The organism is Klebsiella oxytoca NBRC 105695 (assembly GCF_001598695.1).
Lineage (GTDB): Bacteria > Pseudomonadota > Gammaproteobacteria > Enterobacterales > Enterobacteriaceae > Klebsiella > Klebsiella oxytoca.
In genome coordinates, this window is record NZ_BCZK01000005.1 from 200,691 (window position 1) to 219,962 (window position 19,272).

Consider the following 19,272-nt stretch of genomic DNA (forward strand, 5'->3'; position numbering starts at 1 on the left):
AAATTATCATGAAAACAATCGCTATTGGTGCGGATGATGCCGCCTATGCTTTTCGCGACGCTATCGTCGCTTATCTGAATGGGCAGGGAATTAAGGTCGCGGATTACAGCAGCGATAAACGCCAGGGCAGCATGGTCTACCCGGATGTTGCCCATGCGGTGGCAATGTCAATAAAGCAGGGCGAGCACGATCGCGGCATCCTGATTTGCGGCACCGGTATTGGAATGAGCATTGTGGCGAATAAAGTGCCGGGGATACGAGCCGCCCAATGCCACGATACTTTCTCCGCCGAGCGGGCGCGCAAAAGTAATAACGCGCAGATTATCACTCTTGGCGCGCGCGTGATTGGCCCGGAGCTGGGCAAAAAAATTATTCAGGCCTGGCTTGAATCCGAATATGAAGGCGGCGGCTCCGCGTCGAAAGTGGAGCGTATCGACTATTACGAACACCAGCACGCCAGAGATTAATATCCGCAGTCGTAATATAAGGAACAGACTATGAGCCAGTTAGACGAACTGAAAAAATACACCACGGTGGTTGCCGACACCGGCGATATCGAATCGATCAAAAAATTTGCCCCGCAGGATGCGACTACCAACCCTTCACTGGTGCTGAAGGCCGCGCAGCTCCCGCAGTATCAGGCGCTCATTGCCGACGCCATCGGCAAGGCGCGTCGGCAGGGCGGCAGCCCGGAAACGCAGCTGATAAACGCCTGCGATCAGGTGGCGGTGGATATCGGTACCGAGGTGCTGCGTCATGTGCCCGGGCGTATTTCTACCGAAGTCGATGCCCGTTTTGCCTGGGATCGCGGGATGTGCGTGTCGAAGGCGCGCAAGCTTATTCAGATGTATGAAAAGAACGGCGTCGGGCCGGAACGCATCCTCATCAAACTTGCCGCCACCTGGGAGGGGATTCGCGCCGCAGAGGAGCTGGAACAAAGCGGTATCAACTGTAACCTGACCCTGCTGTTCTCCTTTGCCCAGGCGCGGGCCTGCGCCGAAGCCGGCGTCTTTTTAATCTCGCCGTTCGTAGGGCGTATTTACGACTGGTATCAGAAAAACCAACCGCAGTCGGAGTATCAGGTCGACAGCGATCCGGGCGTGGTTTCCGTGCGCCAGATTTATCAGTACTACAAATCGCACGGCTACGACACCGTGGTGATGGGGGCCAGCTTCCGCCGTATCGAGCAGATCCAGGCGCTGGCAGGTTGCGATCGCCTGACTATCTCTCCGGCGCTGCTTGATGAACTGGCCGCCAGTGAAGGGACGCTGAGTCGCCAGCTGGCGCCCGGCTGCGTGACGGAAACCCGCCCCAGCCCGATGACTCAGGCGGAGTTCCTCTGGCAACATCATCAGGATCCGATGGCGGTGGAAAAACTGGCGGAAGGTATCCGCCTGTTCGCGGTCGATCAGGTCAAACTGGAAAATCAGATTCAGCAGATGCTGTAAGGGCAGGAAAAGAGACTTATGAATACCACAAAAACCACCCGCAGCCTGTGCGCCAACGCGCTGCGAGCCCTGAGCATGGACGCAGTACAGAAAGCCAAATCCGGCCACCCGGGTGCCCCAATGGGTATGGCTGACATTGCCGAAGTCCTGTGGCGTGATTTCCTGAACCATAACCCGCAGAACCCGTCCTGGGCCGATCGCGACCGCTTCGTGCTGTCCAACGGTCACGGCTCGATGCTGATCTACAGCCTGCTGCACCTCACCGGCTACGATCTGCCAATCGAAGAGCTGAAGAACTTCCGTCAGCTGCACTCCAGAACCCCGGGCCACCCGGAAGTGGGCTACACCGCGGGCGTGGAAACCACTACCGGACCGCTGGGGCAGGGCATTGCGAATGCGGTGGGGATGGCGATTGCGGAGAAAACCCTGGCGGCGCAGTTCAACCGCCCGGGCCACGACATTGTTGACCACTTCACTTATGCGTTCATGGGCGACGGCTGCATGATGGAAGGTATCTCTCACGAGGTATGCTCCCTGGCCGGTACCCTGAAACTGGGCAAGCTGGTGGCGTTCTATGACGACAACGGCATCTCCATCGACGGTCACGTCGAAGGCTGGTTCACCGATGACACCGCGAAGCGTTTTGAAGCCTACGGCTGGCACGTGGTGCGCGGCGTTGACGGTCACGATGCTGACTCGATTAAACGCGCGGTGGAAGAAGCGCGTGCGGTCACCGACAAACCGTCCCTGCTGATGTGCAAAACCATCATCGGTTTCGGTTCGCCGAACAAAGCCGGTACCCACGACTCCCACGGCGCGCCGCTGGGCGACGCGGAAATCGCGCTGACCCGCGAAGCGCTCGGCTGGAAACACCCGGCGTTTGAAATCCCGTCTGAAATCTATGCCCGGTGGGATGCGAAAGAAGCCGGTCAGGCGAAAGAGTCCGCGTGGAACGAGAAATTCGCCGCCTACGCCAGAGCCTTCCCGCAGGAAGCCGCCGAGTTTACCCGCCGTATGAAAGGCGAGATGCCGGCTGATTTCGACGCGAAAGCGAACGAATTCATCGCGAAGCTGCAGGCTAACCCGGCGAAAATCGCCAGCCGTAAAGCGTCGCAGAACGCCATTGAAGCCTTCGGCCCGCTGCTGCCTGAGTTCCTCGGCGGCTCCGCTGACCTGGCGCCAAGTAACCTGACCCTGTGGTCCGGCTCTAAGGCTATCAACGAAGACGCTGCCGGTAACTATATCCACTACGGCGTGCGTGAATTCGGTATGACCGCCATTGCCAACGGTATCGCCCTGCACGGCGGCTTCCTGCCGTACACCTCCACCTTCCTGATGTTCGTGGAATATGCGCGTAACGCGGTACGTATGGCGGCGCTGATGAAGCAGCGTCAGGTGATGGTCTACACCCACGACTCCATCGGTCTGGGCGAAGACGGCCCGACGCACCAGCCGGTTGAGCAGGTGGCTTCCCTGCGCGTCACCCCGAACATGTCCACATGGCGTCCGTGCGACCAGGTGGAATCCGCCATCGCGTGGAAATACGGCGTAGAGCGTCAGGACGGCCCGACCGCGCTGATTCTGTCGCGTCAGAACCTGGCGCAGCAGGAGCGCACCGAAGAGCAGCTGGCGAACGTCGCCCGCGGCGGCTACGTGCTGAAAGATTGCGCCGGTCAGCCGGAGCTGATCTTCATCGCCACCGGCTCTGAAGTGGAGCTGGCGGTTGCCGCTTACGAAAAACTGACTGCCGAAGGCGTGAAGGCGCGCGTGGTTTCCATGCCGTCCACCGACGCGTTCGACAAGCAGGATGCGGCTTACCGTGAAGCGGTGCTGCCGAAAGCGGTCTCTGCGCGCGTGGCCATCGAAGCGGGTATCGCCGACTACTGGTTCAAATACGTGGGCCTGAACGGCGCGATCGTTGGCATGACCACCTTCGGTGAGTCAGCGCCGGCGGAGCAGCTGTTTGAAGAGTTTGGCTTCACCGTGGACAACGTTGTCGCGAAAGCGAAAGCGCTGCTGTAGTCCTTCCCCCTTCCCGGGGGCGGCGCGGTAAAGCCGCGCCTTGCCCGGGCTACAGGGCCAGCGCGGTCGGGTAGTCCGGACCGGTGCGCGGCACCGCCAGCGGGAAAAGAATCTGGCTTCACCGTAGACAACGCGGTTGCCAGAGTAAAAGCACTGTTGTTATTTTCGACCGTTAAAATCCGGCCCCTCATCGCTGTCTGGTGGGAGGGCCGTTATAATGTTGATTGTCTATTTCACATATATGTAACGTTGTGATTAACAAAACAGTATCAGACAGACATTTGTGGCATGTTTCTTAACTCGGACAACAGAGAAGGAATAACACCATGGCCACTGAGTATGTTGACTACCTGATCCTCGGCGACGAGCATCACGGCGAAATCCATCGGGATATTAAAAGCCACTCTCTGCGGGTCCGTTCGAAATACGCCGCCGGTTCCGGCAGGGGGGACGCTTCTGCTGCGCAGCCGAAAATGGCGAACTACAAAGTACATGAATATCCGGCGCAGGATGGACGATTTTATCTGGTGGCGACCAACTATTCGCTGGCCGATTTTGACGTTGAGGAAGCGCTAATAAAGTCGAGAATACATCCGCTGAGAAGCTAGCGGCGGTCCTCCCGAAGAGGCCGGGTAATGCTACCCGGCCTGTGAGATGATTAACGACCCGCTTTTAGCTTCTGATAATACTCTTCATAAAGCGTGCTGGCGCTGCCGACATCGTTCTGCCATTCGCCTTTCTGAATCGTCGCGGCGTCCGGATAGAGTGATTTATCATTGGCGACCTCCGGGCTCAGCATTTTACGCGCGGCCAGGTTTGGCGTCGGGTAACCGATAGTTTCTGCAACCTGTTTGGCCACTTCCGGGCGCAGCAGGAAGTTGATCAGCTTCAGCGCGCCGTCGACGTTTTTGGCATTGGCCGGAATCGACAGGCTATCCATCCAGAAGATGCCGCCTTCTTTTGGCCACACGACTTCCAGCGGCGTACCGGCCTGACGCGCAACCCACGCGGAGCCATTCCACACCATGCCGAGATTTACCTCGCCTTCCATATACGGGTTCGCCGGGTTATCGGAGTTGAACGCCGCGACGTTCGGCATTAGTTTTTTCAGCTCGTTATAGGCCGCTTCAATCTCTTTCGGATCGGTAGTATTGCCGGAGTAGCCCAGTTTACGCAGCGCGACCTGGAACACTTCGCGCGCGTCGTCGGTCAGCAGCAGGCTGCTCTTATACTCTGGCTTCCATAGATCCGCCCAGCTGGTAACGGTTTTCGGATCGATCTCATCGCTATTGATTCCGATGGCCGTCGCGCCCCAGATGTACGGAATAGAGTAATCGTTATTCGGGTCGAACGGTTTATTGAGCATTTCAGGATCGAGATTGCCGAAGTTGCTCAGCTTGCTCTTATCGATCTTCTGCAGCATGCCCTCTTTACGCATTTTGTCGACGAAGTAGGTGGAAGGTACCACCAGGTCATAAGCGCCGTCTTTATAGGTTTTGAGCTTGGCATACATGGTTTCGTTCGACTCGTAGGTTGAATAGATCACCTTGATGCCGGTCTCTTTGGTGAATTGCTCCAGTAGCCCCGGCGGGACATATTCGGTCCAGTTGTAGAAATAGAGCGTTTTGCTATCGTCCGCGTGCGCGGCGCTCATCCCGATTGCCAGAGCGCCCGCAGCGAGCAGGTGGCGTGACCATTTTTTCATTTTAACGTCCCCTGAGTTTTATCACGTGCAATTATCTGGCTGGCAATGACCATCACCAGCGACAGAACCAACAGAATCGTCGCCAGCGCATTGACCTCTGGCGATACCCCAACTTTGACCATCGAATAGATCTTCAGCGGCAGGATCTCATAGCCCGGCCCGGTTACAAACGAAGAGACCACCACATCATCCATCGACAGGGTGAAGCTCAGCAGCCACCCTGCAGCCACCGCGGGCAGCGCCAGCGGCAAAATGATCTTTCGCAGAATCGTCATTTCGCTGGCGCCGAGATCTTTCGCTGCTTCCAGCATCCGCACGTCAAAACCTTTCAGGCGCGAAAACACCGTGACCACCACGAAGGGCAGGCAAAAGGTGATGTGGGAAAACAGCAGCGACCAGAATCCCAGCTGAATACCGATCAGCATAAACAGCACCAGCAGCGAAATCGCCATCACGATATCCGGGGACATCATCACTACAAACAGCATTCCGCTGACGAACGGCTTGCCGCGAAAGCGATAGCGGTACAGCGCGACGGCGGTCAGCGATCCGATAAGCGTAGCGAAAGTCGCCGACAGCACCGCCATGGTCAGTGAGTGCTGTGCTGCCTGCAGCAGACTGTCGTTATTCATCAGCAGGCTATACCAGTTGGTGGTAAAACCCTGCCAGTTAATGCCGAAGCGCGAACTGTTAAACGAGTTAACGATCAGGATAATAATGGGAATGTAGAGATACGCGTAAATAGCGGTCATAAAGCCGCCGCGCAGCAGTCGACCGATCATTCCAGCTCCACCTTTTTATTCAGTAAACGCGCTGCGCGCCAGTAAATCAGCAGCATCAGGCCCATCACCAGCGTTAGCGTAATGCTGGTCGCCGCACCGAACGGCCAGTCGCGGATGTTGAGGAACTGGCTCTTAATGACGTTACCAATCAGTAGGTTTTTCGCGCCGCCCATCAGGTCAGACACGTAGAACAGCCCCATTGCCGGAAGCATCACCAGCAGGCAGCCGGCAATAATGCCCGGCATGGTCAGCGGAATGATGATGCGGATAAAGGTTTGTAGTTTATTGGCGCCGAGATCTTTCGCCGCTTCCAGCAGCGGACGATCGAGCTTTTCGATGCTGGAGTAGAGCGGCATCACCATAAACGGCAGCAGAATATAGACCAGGCCGATAATGACCGCCGATGGCGTATACATGATGCGCAGCGGCGTATCGATGACGCCCAGCCATAGTAAAAATTCGTTCAGATAGCCCTTGGTGCTGAGGAAAATTTTCAGTCCGTAGATACGAATCAGCGAATTGGTCCAGAACGGCACAATCAGCAGAAACAGCATCAGCGGGCGTATCTTCTCCGGCAGCCTTGCCAGAAACCAGGCGAAAGGGTAGCCAAGCGCCAGACAGGCCAGGGTCGCCATGAACGCCATATTCAACGAATGCAGCAGCACGTCGTAGTAGAGCGGATCGAGCAGGCGCGCGTAGTTATCCAGCGTAAAGACCAGCTTGACGAAGTTGGTATCGTCGCGGGTCAGAAAGCTGGTGGCGATAATCATCAGGTTGGGCAGAAAGACAAACAGCACAAGCCAACCCACTATGGTGGCAATCACCACATTCTGGAATTTACTGGTGTTCTTCATCGGCCAGCACAACCTCCCAGCTTTCTACCCAGTTAATGGCCATTTTCTGGTCGAGAGAGTGGTCAAAATCAGGGTCGTCTTCATTGAAGAATTCGCTGACCATGACCATTTTGCCGTTTTCCAGTTCGACCACCGATTCCAGCGTCATTCCTTTATAGTTGCGTTCGCGGATATAGCCTATCAGGCCATCGGCTTCATTACTGTGGTGGATCTCATCAACGCGCAGGTCTTCCGGGCGCAGCAGCACGTTAAGCCGCTGGCCTTTTTCAACGGCGAAGTTGACGTAAATATTGCATTCGCGGCCTTCTACGCTGGCACGCACCCGCTGCTCGTCAATCCGCTCGATGACCGTGGCGTTGAAGATGTTGATTTCGCCAATAAAGCTGGCGACAAACAGGTTTTTCGGCTCTTCATAGATTTCGCGCGGCGTGCCGTCCTGCTCGATTTTGCCATCGCGCATCACCACGATACGGTCGGACATGGTCAGCGCCTCTTCCTGATCGTGGGTGACGAAGACGAAGGTGATGCCGAGTTTACGCTGCAGCGCCTTCAGCTCGTTCTGCATCTGTTTACGCAGTTTATAATCGAGCGCTGAGAGGGATTCATCCAGCAGCAGCAGGCGCGGTTTGTTAACCACCGCGCGGGCAATGGCCACGCGCTGCTGCTGTCCGCCGGAAAGCTGATGCGGTTTGCGCTGGGCGAACTCTTCAAGCTGCACCATTCGCAGGGCGTCGTGGACGCGGGGAGCGATTTCCGCCGGCGGGGTTTTCTGCATCCGCAGGCCGAAGGCGACGTTCTCAAACACCGTCATGTGCGGAAAGAGCGCATAGCTTTGAAAGACGGTGTTCACGTGGCGGTTTTCCGCCGGGATATGGGTGATATCTTGATCTTCGAGATGGATTCGGCCGCTATCGACGGTTTCCAGTCCGGCGATAAGACGAAGAACGGTTGTTTTACCGCAGCCAGAGGGGCCAAGCAGGGTGAGAAACTCACCGTTGTTGATGGTCAGATTGAGGCCGGAGATTACCGTTTTACCATCAAAGCTTTTGCGAATTTCCGTCAGCTGAACCAGCGGAGAACGCGAACGCGGTTGTATATTCAATTTTTGACTCTGTCCCATGTAGACGCAGCGGAAAGCTTACCGATGCGGGGTTTGTGGTTAACCACCTTTGGGTTTGCACATAAAATAATAAGGCCGAGCATTCTACGGCAAACGCCTGTAATCGCCAATGATTGATGCGCCATGATGAGCTACCTTTACAACATTATCGTTCGAAATGTATTAAATTCTCATTTGCCGGGCTAAAAATGACCTGACGCAATATTTGTCTTTTCCGGCTTATCAATAATGTTGTCACAAAAGAAGAGGGTGGCTACATGGATAAATTGCTTGAGCGTTTTTTGCAGTACGTTTCTTTGGACACGCAGTCGAAGCCTGGCGTGCGGCAGGTACCGAGCACGGAAGGACAGTGGAAGCTGTTACGGCTGCTTCAGGCGCAGCTTGAAGAAATGGGACTCGTGAACGTGACGCTGAGTGAAAAAGGGACGGTCATGGGCACCCTGCCAGCTAACGTTGCGGGCGATATTCCGGCGATTGGCTTTATTTCCCACGTCGACACGTCGCCTGACTTCAGCGGCAAGAACGTCAATCCGCAGATCGTAGAAAACTATCGCGGCGGTGATATCGCACTCGGTATTGGCGATGAGGTGCTTTCGCCGGTGATGTTCCCGGTACTGCACCAGCTGCTGGGGCAGACGCTGATTACCACCGATGGTAAAACGCTGCTCGGCGCCGATGATAAAGCCGGTATCGCGGAGATCATGACCGCGCTGGCGACGTTGAAGGCGAAGGAGATTCCCCACGGCGATATCCGCGTGGCCTTTACGCCAGACGAAGAGGTGGGCAAAGGGGCGAAGCATTTCGATGTCGCCGCGTTTGATGCCCGCTGGGCCTATACCGTCGACGGCGGCGGCGTGGGCGAACTGGAGTTTGAGAATTTTAACGCCGCGTCGGTTACGATTAAGATCGTGGGCAATAATGTGCATCCCGGCACCGCGAAAGGAGTGATGGTCAACGCCCTGTCGCTGGCGGCGCGTATCCATGCCGAGGTGCCTGCTGACGAAGCGCCGGAAACCACCGAAGGCTATGAGGGCTTCTATCATCTGGCCAGTATCAAAGGCACGGTGGATCGCGCCGACATGCACTACATCATCCGCGACTTTGACCGTAAGCAGTTTGAAGCCCGCAAGCGCAAAATGATGGAGATCGCCAAAAAGGTCGGCAAAGGGCTGCATCCGGATTGTTATATTGAGCTGGTCATCGAAGACAGCTATTACAATATGCATGAGAAGGTGATGGCGCATCCGCACGTGGTGGAGATTGCCCGTCAGGCGATGGTGGATTGCCAAATCGATCCGCAGATGAAGCCGATTCGCGGCGGTACCGACGGCGCCCAGCTCTCCTTTATGGGTCTGCCGTGCCCGAACCTGTTTACCGGCGGCTATAACTACCACGGCAAGCATGAGTTTGTGACGCTCGAAGGCATGGAGAAGGCGGTGCAGGTGATTGTGCGTATCGCCGAGCTAACGGCAAAACGAGGCGCGTAACGTACAGGCCCGGTAAGGCGTTAGCCGCTACCGGGCGAACCGAAGACTTAGTCCTCAAAGAACCAGTAGCCGCTGTTGACCAGCGCGGCCAGCAGGGCGAGGAAGGAGGGATCTTCCAGCGCATCGCCAAGATGCTCTGCATTGAGCGTCAGGTGGGTTGCCAGCGCGTCCAGCGCCGGGCGGTGCGGAGAGTTAATTTTCTCGCCATTGACGAACACCTCACCATCAATTCGCAGCACGCGCAGGCCGCCGAGACGTGTCAGCTTATCCCCCTGCTGCAGGGCATCGTAAATCTCATCCGGCTGGTACGGCGGCTCCGGCGGCGCCACGTCCAGCTCGTGGCGGGACTGAGTAATAAATTCGCCAAACCACTGCTTAAAGTGCTCTGGCTGATTAATTAAACCCAGCATCATATCGCGCAGGCGGTCCAGCTCGACGGGCAGAATATCCGCAGGATGCTCGCGCGACGGCACGTCCGGGTCGGCGTAGCGCTGGCTACCCAGTTCACGCTGCAGAATATAATCGGCAAAGCCGCTGAACAGCTCGCGGGCGTTAGGCGCGCGATAGCCGACCGAATAGTTGAGCGAGTTTTCCAGCGAGTAGCCTTCGTGCGGGAACCCCGGCGGGATATACAGAATATCGCCGGGCTCCATCTCTTCATCGATTATGGCTTCGAACGGGTCGACCTGCAGCAGGTCCGGGTGCGGACAATGTTGCTTCATCGGCACCTTTTCGCCCACGCGCCAGCGGCGGCGACCGGTACCCTGAATGATAAACACGTCGTATTGGTCGAGATGCGGGCCGACGCCGCCTCCCGGAACGGAAAACGAGATCATCAGATCGTCAATGCGCCAGTCGGGAAGGGCGCGGAACGGGTGCATCAGCGCCGCCGTCGGCTGGTGCCAGTTATTGACCGCCTGTACCAGCAGCGACCAGTTATTTTCGCTCAGATGGTCGTAGCTCTCAAACGGACCGTGGCTGACCTGCCATTTACCGTCCTGATGACTGACCAGGCGACTGTCGACTTCGCTCTCCATCGCCAGTCCGGCCAGCTCGTCCGGGCTTAACGGATCGACGAAATTAGCAAAGCCCCGTTTCAGCACTACCGGGCGTTTTTGCCAGTAGCGTTCGATAAAGTCGGGCCAGTTAAGCGTTAATTGATAATCCATATTTATATTCCACAGCAGGTGTCTGTCAGGGATTATAACGGATGCGGCACCAGCATGATGCAGGCACCGTTAAAAAACCGACTGTTTTAGCTCTCTTTATCTTCCAGGGCCTGGCGGCCAAAAATAACTTCCATGCAGGCGCCGCCGAGCAGGCTCTCTTCGGCGAGAATTCGACCATCGTACTGGGCAACGATATCTCGCGCGACGGAGAGCCCCACGCCCTGGCCGGGACGCAGCGTGTCGGCGCGCTGGCCGCGATCGAATACAGCGCTGCGCATCGTGTGGGGGATCCCGGGACCATCATCCTCTACGAGGATGTGTAAATGGTTGTCGTTGGTCTGACGGACGGAGACTTCGACAAACTCCAGACAGTATTTGCAGGCGTTATCAAGCACGTTGCCCATCACTTCCATAAAATCATTCTTTTCGCCGACAAAACTGATTTCCGGCGAAATATCCAGGCTAATATTCACGCCTTTGCGCTGGTAAACTTTATTCAGCGCCGAGGTCAGGCTATCGAGCAGCGGAGCGATGGGATGCAGCTCGCGACTTAGCAGCGACCCGCCGCTGCGCATGCTGGCACGGTGCAGGTAGTAGCCGATCTGCTGCGAGATACGGCTAATCTGCTCCAGCATTACCGGCTCTGCTTCGTTGACGCTGAGCTTCTCGCCGCGCATGGAGCGTAAGGTGCTCTGCATCACTGCGAGAGGCGTTTTCAGGCTATGGGTCAGGTCGGTCAGGGTAGTGCGGTATTTGTCATAACGCTCGCGTTCGCTTTTCAGCAAGCGGTTGAGGTTGCTGACCAGCCGCGTAAGCTCCCGGGTGGTGTTGGGATTGAGCAGTTCACGGTGATGCTCCTCCAGTTCGCGCACCTCTTTGGCCAGCGATTCAATAGGGCGCAAACTCCACCATGCCGCCACCCACAAAAGCGGGATCACCAGCAGCAGGTTGGCCGCCAGTACGTAGATAAACCAACTCCATACCATATACGAGCGCTTGAGCTCCACCGGTATGGTGTCGACAACCACGATGCTGAGCTGCGGCATGGTGCTGGTGGCCGGATAGATATTGATCGCCACCGAGTGGGTCATTTCGGAGCTGTCGTCCTCTTCCCGAATGGCATTCAGCTGCTGTTGGATCTCATGATTGTTGTGCTGCAGCATGCTGCTGCTGTCCACGTCGGCCTCAATTTCATGAAAGCCGTTGTTTTTGAGCCATTCCGGTTGGATACGCTTCACCAGCCAGGGAACATCGCGCTGCGCCCATAATAACCGACCGTGAGCGTCGTAAATCAGCGTCACCGTCGGACTTTGCATATTGAGGTTGTCGGGAATATCAACGTCGATGGCGTTGTTTTCCCACTTTGCCAGCATATAGAACAGGTTGCTCTCGCCGCGCAGCAGGCGGAAGGTGGTTTTATCAAAGCTTACGCTATAGCCGACCAGCGCGACCATGCCATAAGACAGCGACAGGATCAGCACCACGGCGGCCGTCGCCAGCAGAAAGCGGACGCGTAACGATAGCGGTAAAATATGCCGCAACAGCCCTTTCATCCGCGCAGTTCGAACAGATAGCCCTGGCCGCGCACGGTGGTAATCACATCCTGCGGATACTCAGCCTGGATTTTTTTACGCAATCGTCCCATCAGCACATCGATGGTATGGCTTTCGCGCAGCTCGGCGTCGGGATAGAGCTGCAGCATCAATGAATCTTTGCTGACTACTTTGCCCCGGTTACGGATCAGGGTTTCCATAATGGTGTATTCAAACGCCGTAAGCTTGATGGGCTGGTCATTAACCGACAGCTCGCGACGCGATAAATCTACCTGGAATGGCGGTATTGAGATCACCTGCGATGCGAGGCCGCTGTTGCGCCGCAGAAGCGCCTGCATACGCGCGGCGACCTCTTCGATGTGAAACGGCTTGGTGACGTAGTCATCCGCTCCGGCGCTCAGCACCTCGACTTTATCTTGCCAGCCTTCGCGCGCGGTGAGGACCAGAACCGGTACCGATACGTCGTGGCTGCGCCAGCGGCGAATCAGCGAGAGGCCGTCTTCATCCGGCAGGCCAAGATCGACAATGGCGATGTCCGGAACGTGTTCACCCAGATAGTAATCCGCTTCCTTTGCGTCTTCCGCCGCATCTACCTGATGGCCAAGCTCCTGTAGCTGAACTTTCAGGTGATGGCGCAGCAGAGCGTTATCCTCAACCACGAGTACGCGCATGCCCGTTCTCCATTTTATTTATGATTTGAATAGCTTAGCGCTAATTATACACCTTTAATATAAACAGCTGTTAAATAAAGAATTTTATTTAATTTTTTGTACCTTAGCCTCATGAAAATTCAACGGTAATCCGTCCTCGGTCATCGGCGTCATCACGGGAACCGGGCGCTGCGTACGTTTATCGATCAGTACCGAGTGGCGTTCGCCATCGGCAAAGAGATGCTGCTCTCCCCACTGGCGTAGCGCAACGACGACAGGGAACAAGCGCTGGCCTTTTTCCGTCAGTACGTATTCCTGATAGGCCGTGCCGTCTGAGGCGGATTGGGTAGTGAGAATACCCGAGTTTAGCAATTTGTGCAGACGGTCGGAGAGAATATTACGCGCTATACCAAGGCTTCGCTGGAAATCGCTGAAGCGACTGGTGCCATCAAAGGCATCGCGCACAATCAACAGCGACCAGCGGTCGCCGATAATATCCACACTTCGGGCGACGGGGCAGGTTGTGTTTTCCCTGTTTTCTGATGAGGACACAGGCGCTCCTGAGGAGATGGCAAACTAGTTGCATTTTAAAACTTCATGCTCCAGACTGCAATGAGTTTTGTTTTGAAACCAGAATGCTCCAGGGGGGAAGGATGAAAGCGACATTATTATCGCCATCGCCAGAGGGGCCGCCAACGGTCATGCCGCGTAGTCTGGTGCTGCTGTTTGCTATCGCCAGCGGCCTGAGCGTGGCAAATGTTTATTACGCACAACCGCTCCTTGATGCCCTGGCGCACGATTTTGCGATCGGCCACGCCGCGATCGGTGGCGCGATCGCGGCAACTCAGCTTGGCTGCGCGCTGGCTTTGTTATTGCTGGTACCGCTGGGAGACAGGCTGAATCGCCGCCGCCTGATGGCGACGCAGGTGATATTACTGATCGCTGCGCTATTTGCCGTCAGTCTGGCAACATCGACAGTAATGCTGTTAGCCAGCATGCTTGCCGTTGGTCTGCTGGGTACCGCCATGACGCAGGGGTTGATTGCTTATGCCGCAAGCGCGGCCGCCCCCTCTGAACAGGGCAGGGTAGTGGGCGCAGCGCAAAGCGGGGTCTTTATTGGATTGCTGCTGGCGCGGGTATTTTCGGGAAGCATCAGCGATCTGTTCGGCTGGCGTGGGGTATATATCTTTGCCGCTTTGCTAATGTTGGGCATCGCGCTTCCCCTGTGGCGTCGTCTGCCGGTACTGGCGGTTGCATCGCGCCCACTGAGCTATCCCCAGCTTCTGATATCCATGCTGGCGCTGCTGCGTCAGGAGAAAAACCTGCAGGTGCGAGGCATGCTGGCATTACTGATGTTTGCCGCGTTCAATATCTTCTGGAGCGCGTTAGTTTTGCCGTTAAGCGCGCCACCCTTTAGCTTTTCTCATACCGAGATTGGCGCCCTCGGCCTGGTGGGCGCGATCGGCGCACTGGCGGCAGGTCGCGCTGGTCAATGGGCCGACCGCGGATATGCCCAGCGCACCAGCGCCGCGGCCCTGGTGATATTGCTGATGGCGTGGTGGCCTTTATCACTGATGGCATGGTCGCCAGCGGCACTGCTGATTGGCATTGTCATGCTGGATCTCGGCGGCCAGGCGCTGCACGTCACTAATCAGAGCATGATTTTCCGTCGCCGTCCTGAGGCGCACAGCAGACTGGTCGGTTTGTATATGCTGTTTTATGCCCTCGGCAGCGCGCTGGGAGCGATAAGTACGACTGCGGTATATGCCAGCGCAGGATGGCAAGGCGTCTGCCTGCTGGGAGCATCAGTTAGCCTGCTGGCGCTGCTATTCTGGTTAATAACCCGGGGGATGACGACGAGCAGATGAGAGGGAGGAAAAATAACCCTCTTTCCCGGCGGAAAGAGGGTCGAAAGGCTTACTTCAGTTCGTCAACCATCGTGGTCGCGCGGCCGATGTAGTTAGCCGGGGTCATGGCTTTGAGGCGAACTTTTTCATCTTCCGGCAGCGCCAGGCTGTCAATAAACTGCTGCATGCCTTCGGCATCGACGCGCTTGCCGCGGGTCAGCTCTTTCAGCTTCTCGTACGGCTTCTCGATGCCGTAGCGACGCATGACGGTCTGGATCGGCTCGGCCAGAACTTCCCAGTTGTGGTCCAGCTCATCCAGCAGACGGTCTTGATTCAGCTCCAGCTTGCTCACGCCTTTCAGGGTTGACTGGTAGGCGATCAGCGCGTAGCCGATGCCCACGCCGAGGTTGCGCAGCACGGTGGAGTCGGTCAGATCACGCTGCCAGCGGGAAACCGGCAGTTTACTTGCCAGATGCTGCATAACCGCGTTGGCCAGACCGAGGTTGCCTTCGGAGTTCTCGAAGTCGATCGGGTTGACTTTATGCGGCATGGTTGAGGAGCCGATTTCGCCAGCAATGGTTTTCTGCTTGAAATGGTTGAGCGCGATGTAGCCCCACACGTCACGGTCGAAATCAATCAGGATGGTATTGAAGCGGGCGACGCAGTCGAACAGCTCGGCGATATAGTCGTGCGGCTCAATCTGGGTGGTGTACGGGTTCCACTGGATGCCCAGAGAAGTCACGAACTCTTCGCTAAACTGATGCCAGTCAACTTCCGGATAGGCAGCGATATGGGCGTTATAGTTACCCACCGCGCCGTTGATTTTGCCAAGGATTTCGATCTGGTTCAGCTGACGATACTGACGCTCCATACGGTAAGCGACGTTGGCCATCTCTTTACCCATGGTGGACGGCGTAGCCGGCTGACCGTGAGTACGGGAAAGCAGTGGGATATCGCGATACTGTACCGCCAGCTCTTTCACCGCGTCGATGAGCTTGCGCCAGTATGGCAGGATCACTTCGTCGCGAGCGGTTTTCAGCATCAGCGCGTGGGACAGATTGTTGATGTCCTCGGAGGTGCAGGCAAAGTGGATAAACTCGGAGACCGCGTGCAGTTCAGCCACGTCGGCGACTTTTTCCTTGAGGAAATACTCAACCGCTTTGACGTCGTGGTTGGTGGTGCGCTCGATAGTTTTGATGCGCTCTGCATCTTCTACGCTAAAATCGGCGACGATTTTATCAAGGTAACCGTTTGCGTGGGCAGCAAAAGCAGGAACTTCCTTGATCGCTGCGTGCGCGGCCAGTTTTTGCAACCAACGCACTTCTACCTGAACGCGGAATTTCAGCAAACCGAATTCGCTGAAGATACCGCGCAGCGCGCTGACTTTGTCGCCGTAGCGGCCGTCGACTGGGGAAACGGCGGTCAGTGAGGATAATTCCATAGATCACAACTCCGGGGTTAAATGAGCAAGAATTTGTTTGGCCTGGTTAACCAGACGATTACGAGAAAACATTAGCTGCAGACGGCCGCCGCCGACCTGGTGCCAGAGCACCGCAGAGCGAATACCCGCCAGCAGGGCAGAGCGAACCTTTGCCTGAACCTGAGGGCTTTGCAGCACGGCTGGAGAGCCGGTGACCTGAATACGCGGGCCCAGCGGGCTAATAACATCCACATAGATGCCCGCCATTGCGCTAAGCAGCGTCTCGGATTGCAGATCGAAATGTTCAAGCTGACGGCGCAGACCGCCGATACGGTTGCCGAGGGTATCCATGGCTCCTTTGCTGGCGGCAAGCTTACGTTCCAGCACCATCAGGCTTAAAGTATAGCGGGTGAGTTCGGCGTTCAGCCCCTGGCGACTGCTGGTATTCAGCACGCCGATGAGGGTTTCCAGCCCGAGGCGAAGATTGGCTTCACTACCACCGAACACCGCCAGCGTAGACTCCGGGTCGAGATCGATGATGCTGTTCAGCGACACATGCAGGGCGTCGCTATCGCAGTGCCCCTGGTGCGCCAGTTCCTGAACCAGACGCGCGGCCTGGCAAACGCCGGCCAGCGCCAGCGTAATGTCATAATAATTCTTCGCCACACATTCTCCTTGTAAACCGCCAAATACCCGGCTGGGGCCTTCAGCGGCTGATATGTCTGTCAGGCCTGCAGCGGCAAGCGCTGTTCGATAATCCCGCCGCCGAGGCATACTTCGCCGTTGTAGAAGACCGCAGACTGGCCCGGCGTGACGGCGGCTACAGGCTCATTAAAGATCACTTCAATGCGGTCATCATCCAGCGCTTTCACGGTGCAGGAGATGTCGGTCTGACGGTAACGGGTTTTTACCGTGCAGCGCAGCGTGCCCGTGAGCGGCTCGCGGTCAACCCAGTGCAGCTGTTGAGCAATCAACCCCACGGACATCAGGCGCGGATGGTCATGGCCCTGAGCGACAATCAAAATATTGTTTTCGACATCTTTGTCGACCACATACCACGGGTCTTCGCCGCCGTCTTTGATACCGCCGATGCCCAGACCTTTACGCTGCCCCAGCGTGTGGTACATCAGACCCTGATGCTCGCCAACTTCGTCGCCGTCAACGCTGATAATTTTACCCGGCTGAGCAGGCAGGTAGCGGCCCAGGAATTCGCGGAATTTGCGTTCGCCGATGAAACAGATACCGGTCGAGTCTTTTTTCTTCGCGGTGATGAGATCCAGCTCTTCGGCGATTTTACGCACCTGCGGCTTTTCCAGCTCCCCCACCGGGAACAGGCTTTGCGCGATCTGTTCGTGGCTCAAGGTATAGAGGAAGTAGCTCTGGTCTTTATTACCGTCGAGGCCGCGCAGCAGCTGGCTCTTGCCGTTGACGTCGGCCCGGCGCACGTAGTGGCCGGTGGCGATGTAATCAGCGCCGAGATCTTCTGCGGCAAATTCGAGGAAGGCTTTAAATTTAATTTCTTTATTGCACAGAATATCCGGGTTGGGCGTGCGTCCGGCTTTATACTCTGCAAGGAACAATTCAAACACGTTGTCCCAGTATTCTGCGGCAAAGTTGACGGTGTGAAGTTCAATCCCGAGCTTATCGCAAACGGCCTGCGCGTCGGCAAGATCCGCCGCTGCGGTGCAGTATTCCTCGCCGTCGTCTTCTTCCCAGTTCTTCATGAACAGGCCTTCCACCTTATACCCTTGCTGGAGCAGCAGGTAGGCGGAAACTGAGGAATCAACCCCGCCGGACATGCCGACGATCACTTTTTTCTGGCTTTCTGACATTGGATTACTCACTACATTGAACTTCGAGGCGGCGTATTCTAGCACGCGTCCTCCGTTGAGGCACCCCCTGTAAACGGCCAGTTAAATTCGCCGATGAGCGCCAGCGGGTAGCGCGGATCCTGCTGATAGCTGCGAATGCTCTCGGCAACCAGCTGCGAACGCAGGTTGCTCGCGCTAAGAATTTCCTCAGCGCTGAGCCACAGGCAGCGGTCGATATCGCTATCGTGGGGCTCGGTGGCGCACGTATCGTTAAGCTCGATGGTAAAGAGGAAACGCAAAAATGGCGTGCGATCCGGGGCTATCCACTGATGCAGGCGGAGAAAGTGCTGCGGCGTCGCGCGAATGCCGGTCTCTTCCCAAAGCTCGCGTTCTGCGGCCTGAACCAGGGTTTCATCGGCTTCGAGATGGCCTGCCGGCTGGTTCCATAACGCTTTACCGTTGATCGTCTCTTCAACAACCAGGAATTTGCCTTTAGCGTGAACCACGCAGGCGACGGTGACGTGCGGCTTAAACATTGTTTTTCCTTAGGCTACTGTTAATCAATTTTACGCCATTCGCCGTTGGCCAGACCATCCAGCGTATAGCCTCCCATCGCATAGCGAATCAGGCGCAGCGTGGGAAAGCCGACGTGGGCGGTCATCCGCCGCACCTGGCGATTGCGCCCTTCATAGAGGGTAATTTTGAGCCAGCTGGTAGGAATGGATTTACGCTCGCGGATCGGGGGATGACGCGGCCAGAGCCACTCTGGCTCCGCTACACGCTCCACTCCCGCTGGCAGAGTGGGGCCGTCATTAAGCGTGACGCCGTCGCGGAGCGCGGTCAGCGCATCCGCCGTGGGTTCACCTTCCACCTGAACGTAATAAACTTTACCGGTGCGCTTACCCGGTTGGGTGAGAGCCGCCTGCAGCGCGCCGTCGTTGGTCAGCACCAGCAGGCCTTCGCTATCGCGGTCCAGTCGACCGGCGGCATAGACGCCGGCAACCGGAATAAAATCTTTTAGCGTGCTGCGCCCGGCTTCATCGGTAAATTGCGGCAATACATCGTATGGTTTATTGAACAAGATCACAGTTTTTGGCTGGCGTTCTTTACGTTGTCTGGTGACTTGTTGCGTGCTGAATCGCTCAACGCGATGTTTTCTAAATGAAGTTTTTTGCATGGTATTTTCAGACTCTATCAATTGCCGCATTATAGCCTAATTACGAATGCCTTTCATGGACGCAAACATTCAGGTAGTATTGACATGCTCATTACAACTTATTAACAAAAAGGTTGCTCAAACCGATTCGCATTACAGGAAGGCGACACGGACGCGAAATCTCCGGTTAGCGGGATATTCCACTGACGGGAGTGGGCGAATAAAGCCAACGCCCGGCTAGCGTGAAG

19 protein-coding genes are annotated in these 19,272 nt (G+C 56.4%); 6 read left to right on the plus strand and 13 right to left on the minus strand.

Translation table 11 applies throughout. The annotated features are described in order from the left end of the window. Positions 1–8: 8 nt before the first annotated feature. From rpiB to KO1_RS10860, 4 genes are all read left to right on the plus strand, one after another. A complete protein-coding gene (gene rpiB, locus KO1_RS10845; RefSeq protein ID WP_004101165.1) occupies positions 9–467 on the plus strand; it encodes a ribose 5-phosphate isomerase B in 459 nt (152 codons plus the stop codon). 30 nt (positions 468–497) lie between these two features. Next, positions 498–1,448, plus strand: coding sequence for a transaldolase (gene tal, locus KO1_RS10850; protein WP_004112205.1), 951 nt, complete (start codon positions 498–500; stop codon positions 1,446–1,448). 18 nt (positions 1,449–1,466) lie between these two features. Further along, positions 1,467–3,470, plus strand: coding sequence for a transketolase (gene tkt, locus KO1_RS10855; protein WP_023320721.1), 2,004 nt, complete (start codon positions 1,467–1,469; stop codon positions 3,468–3,470). Between the two features lie 326 nt (positions 3,471–3,796). After that, positions 3,797–4,078: a hypothetical protein gene (locus KO1_RS10860; RefSeq protein ID WP_004101168.1), complete on the plus strand. Its 282-nt coding sequence runs from the start codon at positions 3,797–3,799 to the stop codon at positions 4,076–4,078. Positions 4,079–4,128: 50 nt separating this feature from the next. Here the strand turns inward: KO1_RS10860 and potD are convergent, their stop codons facing one another. The 4 genes from potD to potA are packed head-to-tail and all read right to left on the minus strand — an operon-like array spanning position 4,129 to position 7,931. Continuing rightward, positions 4,129–5,175 (minus strand): spermidine/putrescine ABC transporter substrate-binding protein PotD, encoded by a 1,047-nt coding sequence (gene potD, locus KO1_RS10865; RefSeq protein ID WP_004101169.1) that lies wholly within the window; start codon positions 5,173–5,175, stop codon positions 4,129–4,131. Then, positions 5,172–5,957: a spermidine/putrescine ABC transporter permease PotC gene (gene potC, locus KO1_RS10870; RefSeq protein ID WP_004101171.1), complete on the minus strand. Its 786-nt coding sequence runs from the start codon at positions 5,955–5,957 to the stop codon at positions 5,172–5,174. Before potC ends, potD begins: the two co-directional genes overlap by 4 nt. Continuing rightward, a complete protein-coding gene (gene potB, locus KO1_RS10875; protein ID WP_023320722.1) occupies positions 5,954–6,811 on the minus strand; it encodes a spermidine/putrescine ABC transporter permease PotB in 858 nt (285 codons plus the stop codon). The genes potC and potB overlap by 4 nt, the downstream gene beginning before the upstream one ends. After that, complete coding sequence (gene potA / locus KO1_RS10880; RefSeq protein ID WP_023320723.1) at positions 6,795–7,931, minus strand: spermidine/putrescine ABC transporter ATP-binding protein PotA; 1,137 nt, start codon at positions 7,929–7,931, stop codon at positions 6,795–6,797. The genes potB and potA overlap by 17 nt, the downstream gene beginning before the upstream one ends. 257 nt (positions 7,932–8,188) lie before the next feature. Between potA and pepT the strand changes: the two genes are divergently transcribed. After that, a complete protein-coding gene (gene pepT / locus KO1_RS10885; RefSeq protein WP_004101177.1) occupies positions 8,189–9,418 on the plus strand; it encodes a peptidase T in 1,230 nt (409 codons plus the stop codon). A gap of 47 nt (positions 9,419–9,465) precedes the next feature. Here the strand turns inward: pepT and KO1_RS10890 are convergent, their stop codons facing one another. The 4 genes from KO1_RS10890 to KO1_RS10905 form a co-directional block, all read right to left on the minus strand. Further along, complete coding sequence (locus KO1_RS10890; protein ID WP_004101179.1) at positions 9,466–10,587, minus strand: ribosomal protein uL16 3-hydroxylase; 1,122 nt, start codon at positions 10,585–10,587, stop codon at positions 9,466–9,468. An 86-nt stretch (positions 10,588–10,673) separates the two neighbouring features. Beyond that, the gene (gene phoQ / locus KO1_RS10895) at positions 10,674–12,140 is read right to left on the minus strand and encodes a two-component system sensor histidine kinase PhoQ (protein ID WP_004101180.1); all 1,467 of its coding nucleotides are present in this window, start codon (positions 12,138–12,140) and stop codon (positions 10,674–10,676) included. Then, positions 12,137–12,811, minus strand: coding sequence for a two-component system response regulator PhoP (phoP, locus tag KO1_RS10900; protein WP_004101181.1), 675 nt, complete (start codon positions 12,809–12,811; stop codon positions 12,137–12,139). The genes phoQ and phoP overlap by 4 nt, the downstream gene beginning before the upstream one ends. A gap of 84 nt (positions 12,812–12,895) precedes the next feature. Next, positions 12,896–13,342 (minus strand): winged helix-turn-helix transcriptional regulator, encoded by a 447-nt coding sequence (locus KO1_RS10905; protein WP_024274034.1) that lies wholly within the window; start codon positions 13,340–13,342, stop codon positions 12,896–12,898. Positions 13,343–13,443: 101 nt separating this feature from the next. On the opposite strand from KO1_RS10905, the gene KO1_RS10910 reads away from it, so the two are divergent. Continuing rightward, a complete protein-coding gene (locus KO1_RS10910) occupies positions 13,444–14,658 on the plus strand; it encodes an MFS transporter (RefSeq protein WP_017146108.1) in 1,215 nt (404 codons plus the stop codon). A 49-nt stretch (positions 14,659–14,707) separates the two neighbouring features. On the opposite strand, the gene purB is transcribed toward KO1_RS10910, so the two are convergent. The 5 genes from purB to rluE are packed head-to-tail and all read right to left on the minus strand — an operon-like array spanning position 14,708 to position 19,075. After that, the gene (gene purB, locus KO1_RS10915; protein ID WP_004101184.1) at positions 14,708–16,078 is read right to left on the minus strand and encodes an adenylosuccinate lyase; all 1,371 of its coding nucleotides are present in this window, start codon (positions 16,076–16,078) and stop codon (positions 14,708–14,710) included. Positions 16,079–16,081: 3 nt separating this feature from the next. Beyond that, positions 16,082–16,723: a high frequency lysogenization protein HflD gene (hflD, locus tag KO1_RS10920; RefSeq protein WP_004101185.1), complete on the minus strand. Its 642-nt coding sequence runs from the start codon at positions 16,721–16,723 to the stop codon at positions 16,082–16,084. A 59-nt stretch (positions 16,724–16,782) separates the two neighbouring features. Continuing rightward, entirely contained in the window at positions 16,783–17,889 is a 1,107-nt protein-coding gene (gene mnmA, locus KO1_RS10925; RefSeq protein ID WP_017146107.1) for a tRNA 2-thiouridine(34) synthase MnmA, read from the minus strand. 38 nt (positions 17,890–17,927) lie between these two features. Beyond that, positions 17,928–18,404 carry an NUDIX hydrolase gene (locus KO1_RS10930; protein ID WP_004112222.1) on the minus strand — a complete coding sequence of 159 codons (477 nt, stop codon included), beginning with the start codon at positions 18,402–18,404 and terminating at the stop codon, positions 17,928–17,930. A 20-nt stretch (positions 18,405–18,424) separates the two neighbouring features. After that, positions 18,425–19,075: a 23S rRNA pseudouridine(2457) synthase RluE gene (rluE, locus tag KO1_RS10935; protein ID WP_023320724.1), complete on the minus strand. Its 651-nt coding sequence runs from the start codon at positions 19,073–19,075 to the stop codon at positions 18,425–18,427. Positions 19,076–19,272: the final 197 nt, after the last annotated feature.

What these genes read in the sequence shown, in the direction of transcription:
- rpiB (WP_004101165.1), top strand. Translation starts at nt 9, where the DNA reads ATGAAAACAATCGCTATTGGTGCGGATGATGCCGCCTATGCTTTTCGC.
- tal (WP_004112205.1), top strand. Translation starts at nt 498, where the DNA reads ATGAGCCAGTTAGACGAACTGAAAAAATACACCACGGTGGTTGCCGAC.
- tkt (WP_023320721.1), top strand. Translation starts at nt 1,467, where the DNA reads ATGAATACCACAAAAACCACCCGCAGCCTGTGCGCCAACGCGCTGCGA.
- KO1_RS10860 (WP_004101168.1), top strand. Translation starts at nt 3,797, where the DNA reads ATGGCCACTGAGTATGTTGACTACCTGATCCTCGGCGACGAGCATCAC.
- potD (WP_004101169.1), bottom strand. Translation starts at nt 5,175, where the DNA reads ATGAAAAAATGGTCACGCCACCTGCTCGCTGCGGGCGCTCTGGCAATC.
- potC (WP_004101171.1), bottom strand. Translation starts at nt 5,957, where the DNA reads ATGATCGGTCGACTGCTGCGCGGCGGCTTTATGACCGCTATTTACGCG.
- potB (WP_023320722.1), bottom strand. Translation starts at nt 6,811, where the DNA reads ATGAAGAACACCAGTAAATTCCAGAATGTGGTGATTGCCACCATAGTG.
- potA (WP_023320723.1), bottom strand. Translation starts at nt 7,931, where the DNA reads ATGGGACAGAGTCAAAAATTGAATATACAACCGCGTTCGCGTTCTCCG.
- pepT (WP_004101177.1), top strand. Translation starts at nt 8,189, where the DNA reads ATGGATAAATTGCTTGAGCGTTTTTTGCAGTACGTTTCTTTGGACACG.
- KO1_RS10890 (WP_004101179.1), bottom strand. Translation starts at nt 10,587, where the DNA reads ATGGATTATCAATTAACGCTTAACTGGCCCGACTTTATCGAACGCTAC.
- phoQ (WP_004101180.1), bottom strand. Translation starts at nt 12,140, where the DNA reads ATGAAAGGGCTGTTGCGGCATATTTTACCGCTATCGTTACGCGTCCGC.
- phoP (WP_004101181.1), bottom strand. Translation starts at nt 12,811, where the DNA reads ATGCGCGTACTCGTGGTTGAGGATAACGCTCTGCTGCGCCATCACCTG.
- KO1_RS10910 (WP_017146108.1), top strand. Translation starts at nt 13,444, where the DNA reads ATGAAAGCGACATTATTATCGCCATCGCCAGAGGGGCCGCCAACGGTC.
- purB (WP_004101184.1), bottom strand. Translation starts at nt 16,078, where the DNA reads ATGGAATTATCCTCACTGACCGCCGTTTCCCCAGTCGACGGCCGCTAC.
- mnmA (WP_017146107.1), bottom strand. Translation starts at nt 17,889, where the DNA reads ATGTCAGAAAGCCAGAAAAAAGTGATCGTCGGCATGTCCGGCGGGGTT.
- KO1_RS10930 (WP_004112222.1), bottom strand. Translation starts at nt 18,404, where the DNA reads ATGTTTAAGCCGCACGTCACCGTCGCCTGCGTGGTTCACGCTAAAGGC.
- rluE (WP_023320724.1), bottom strand. Translation starts at nt 19,075, where the DNA reads ATGCGGCAATTGATAGAGTCTGAAAATACCATGCAAAAAACTTCATTT.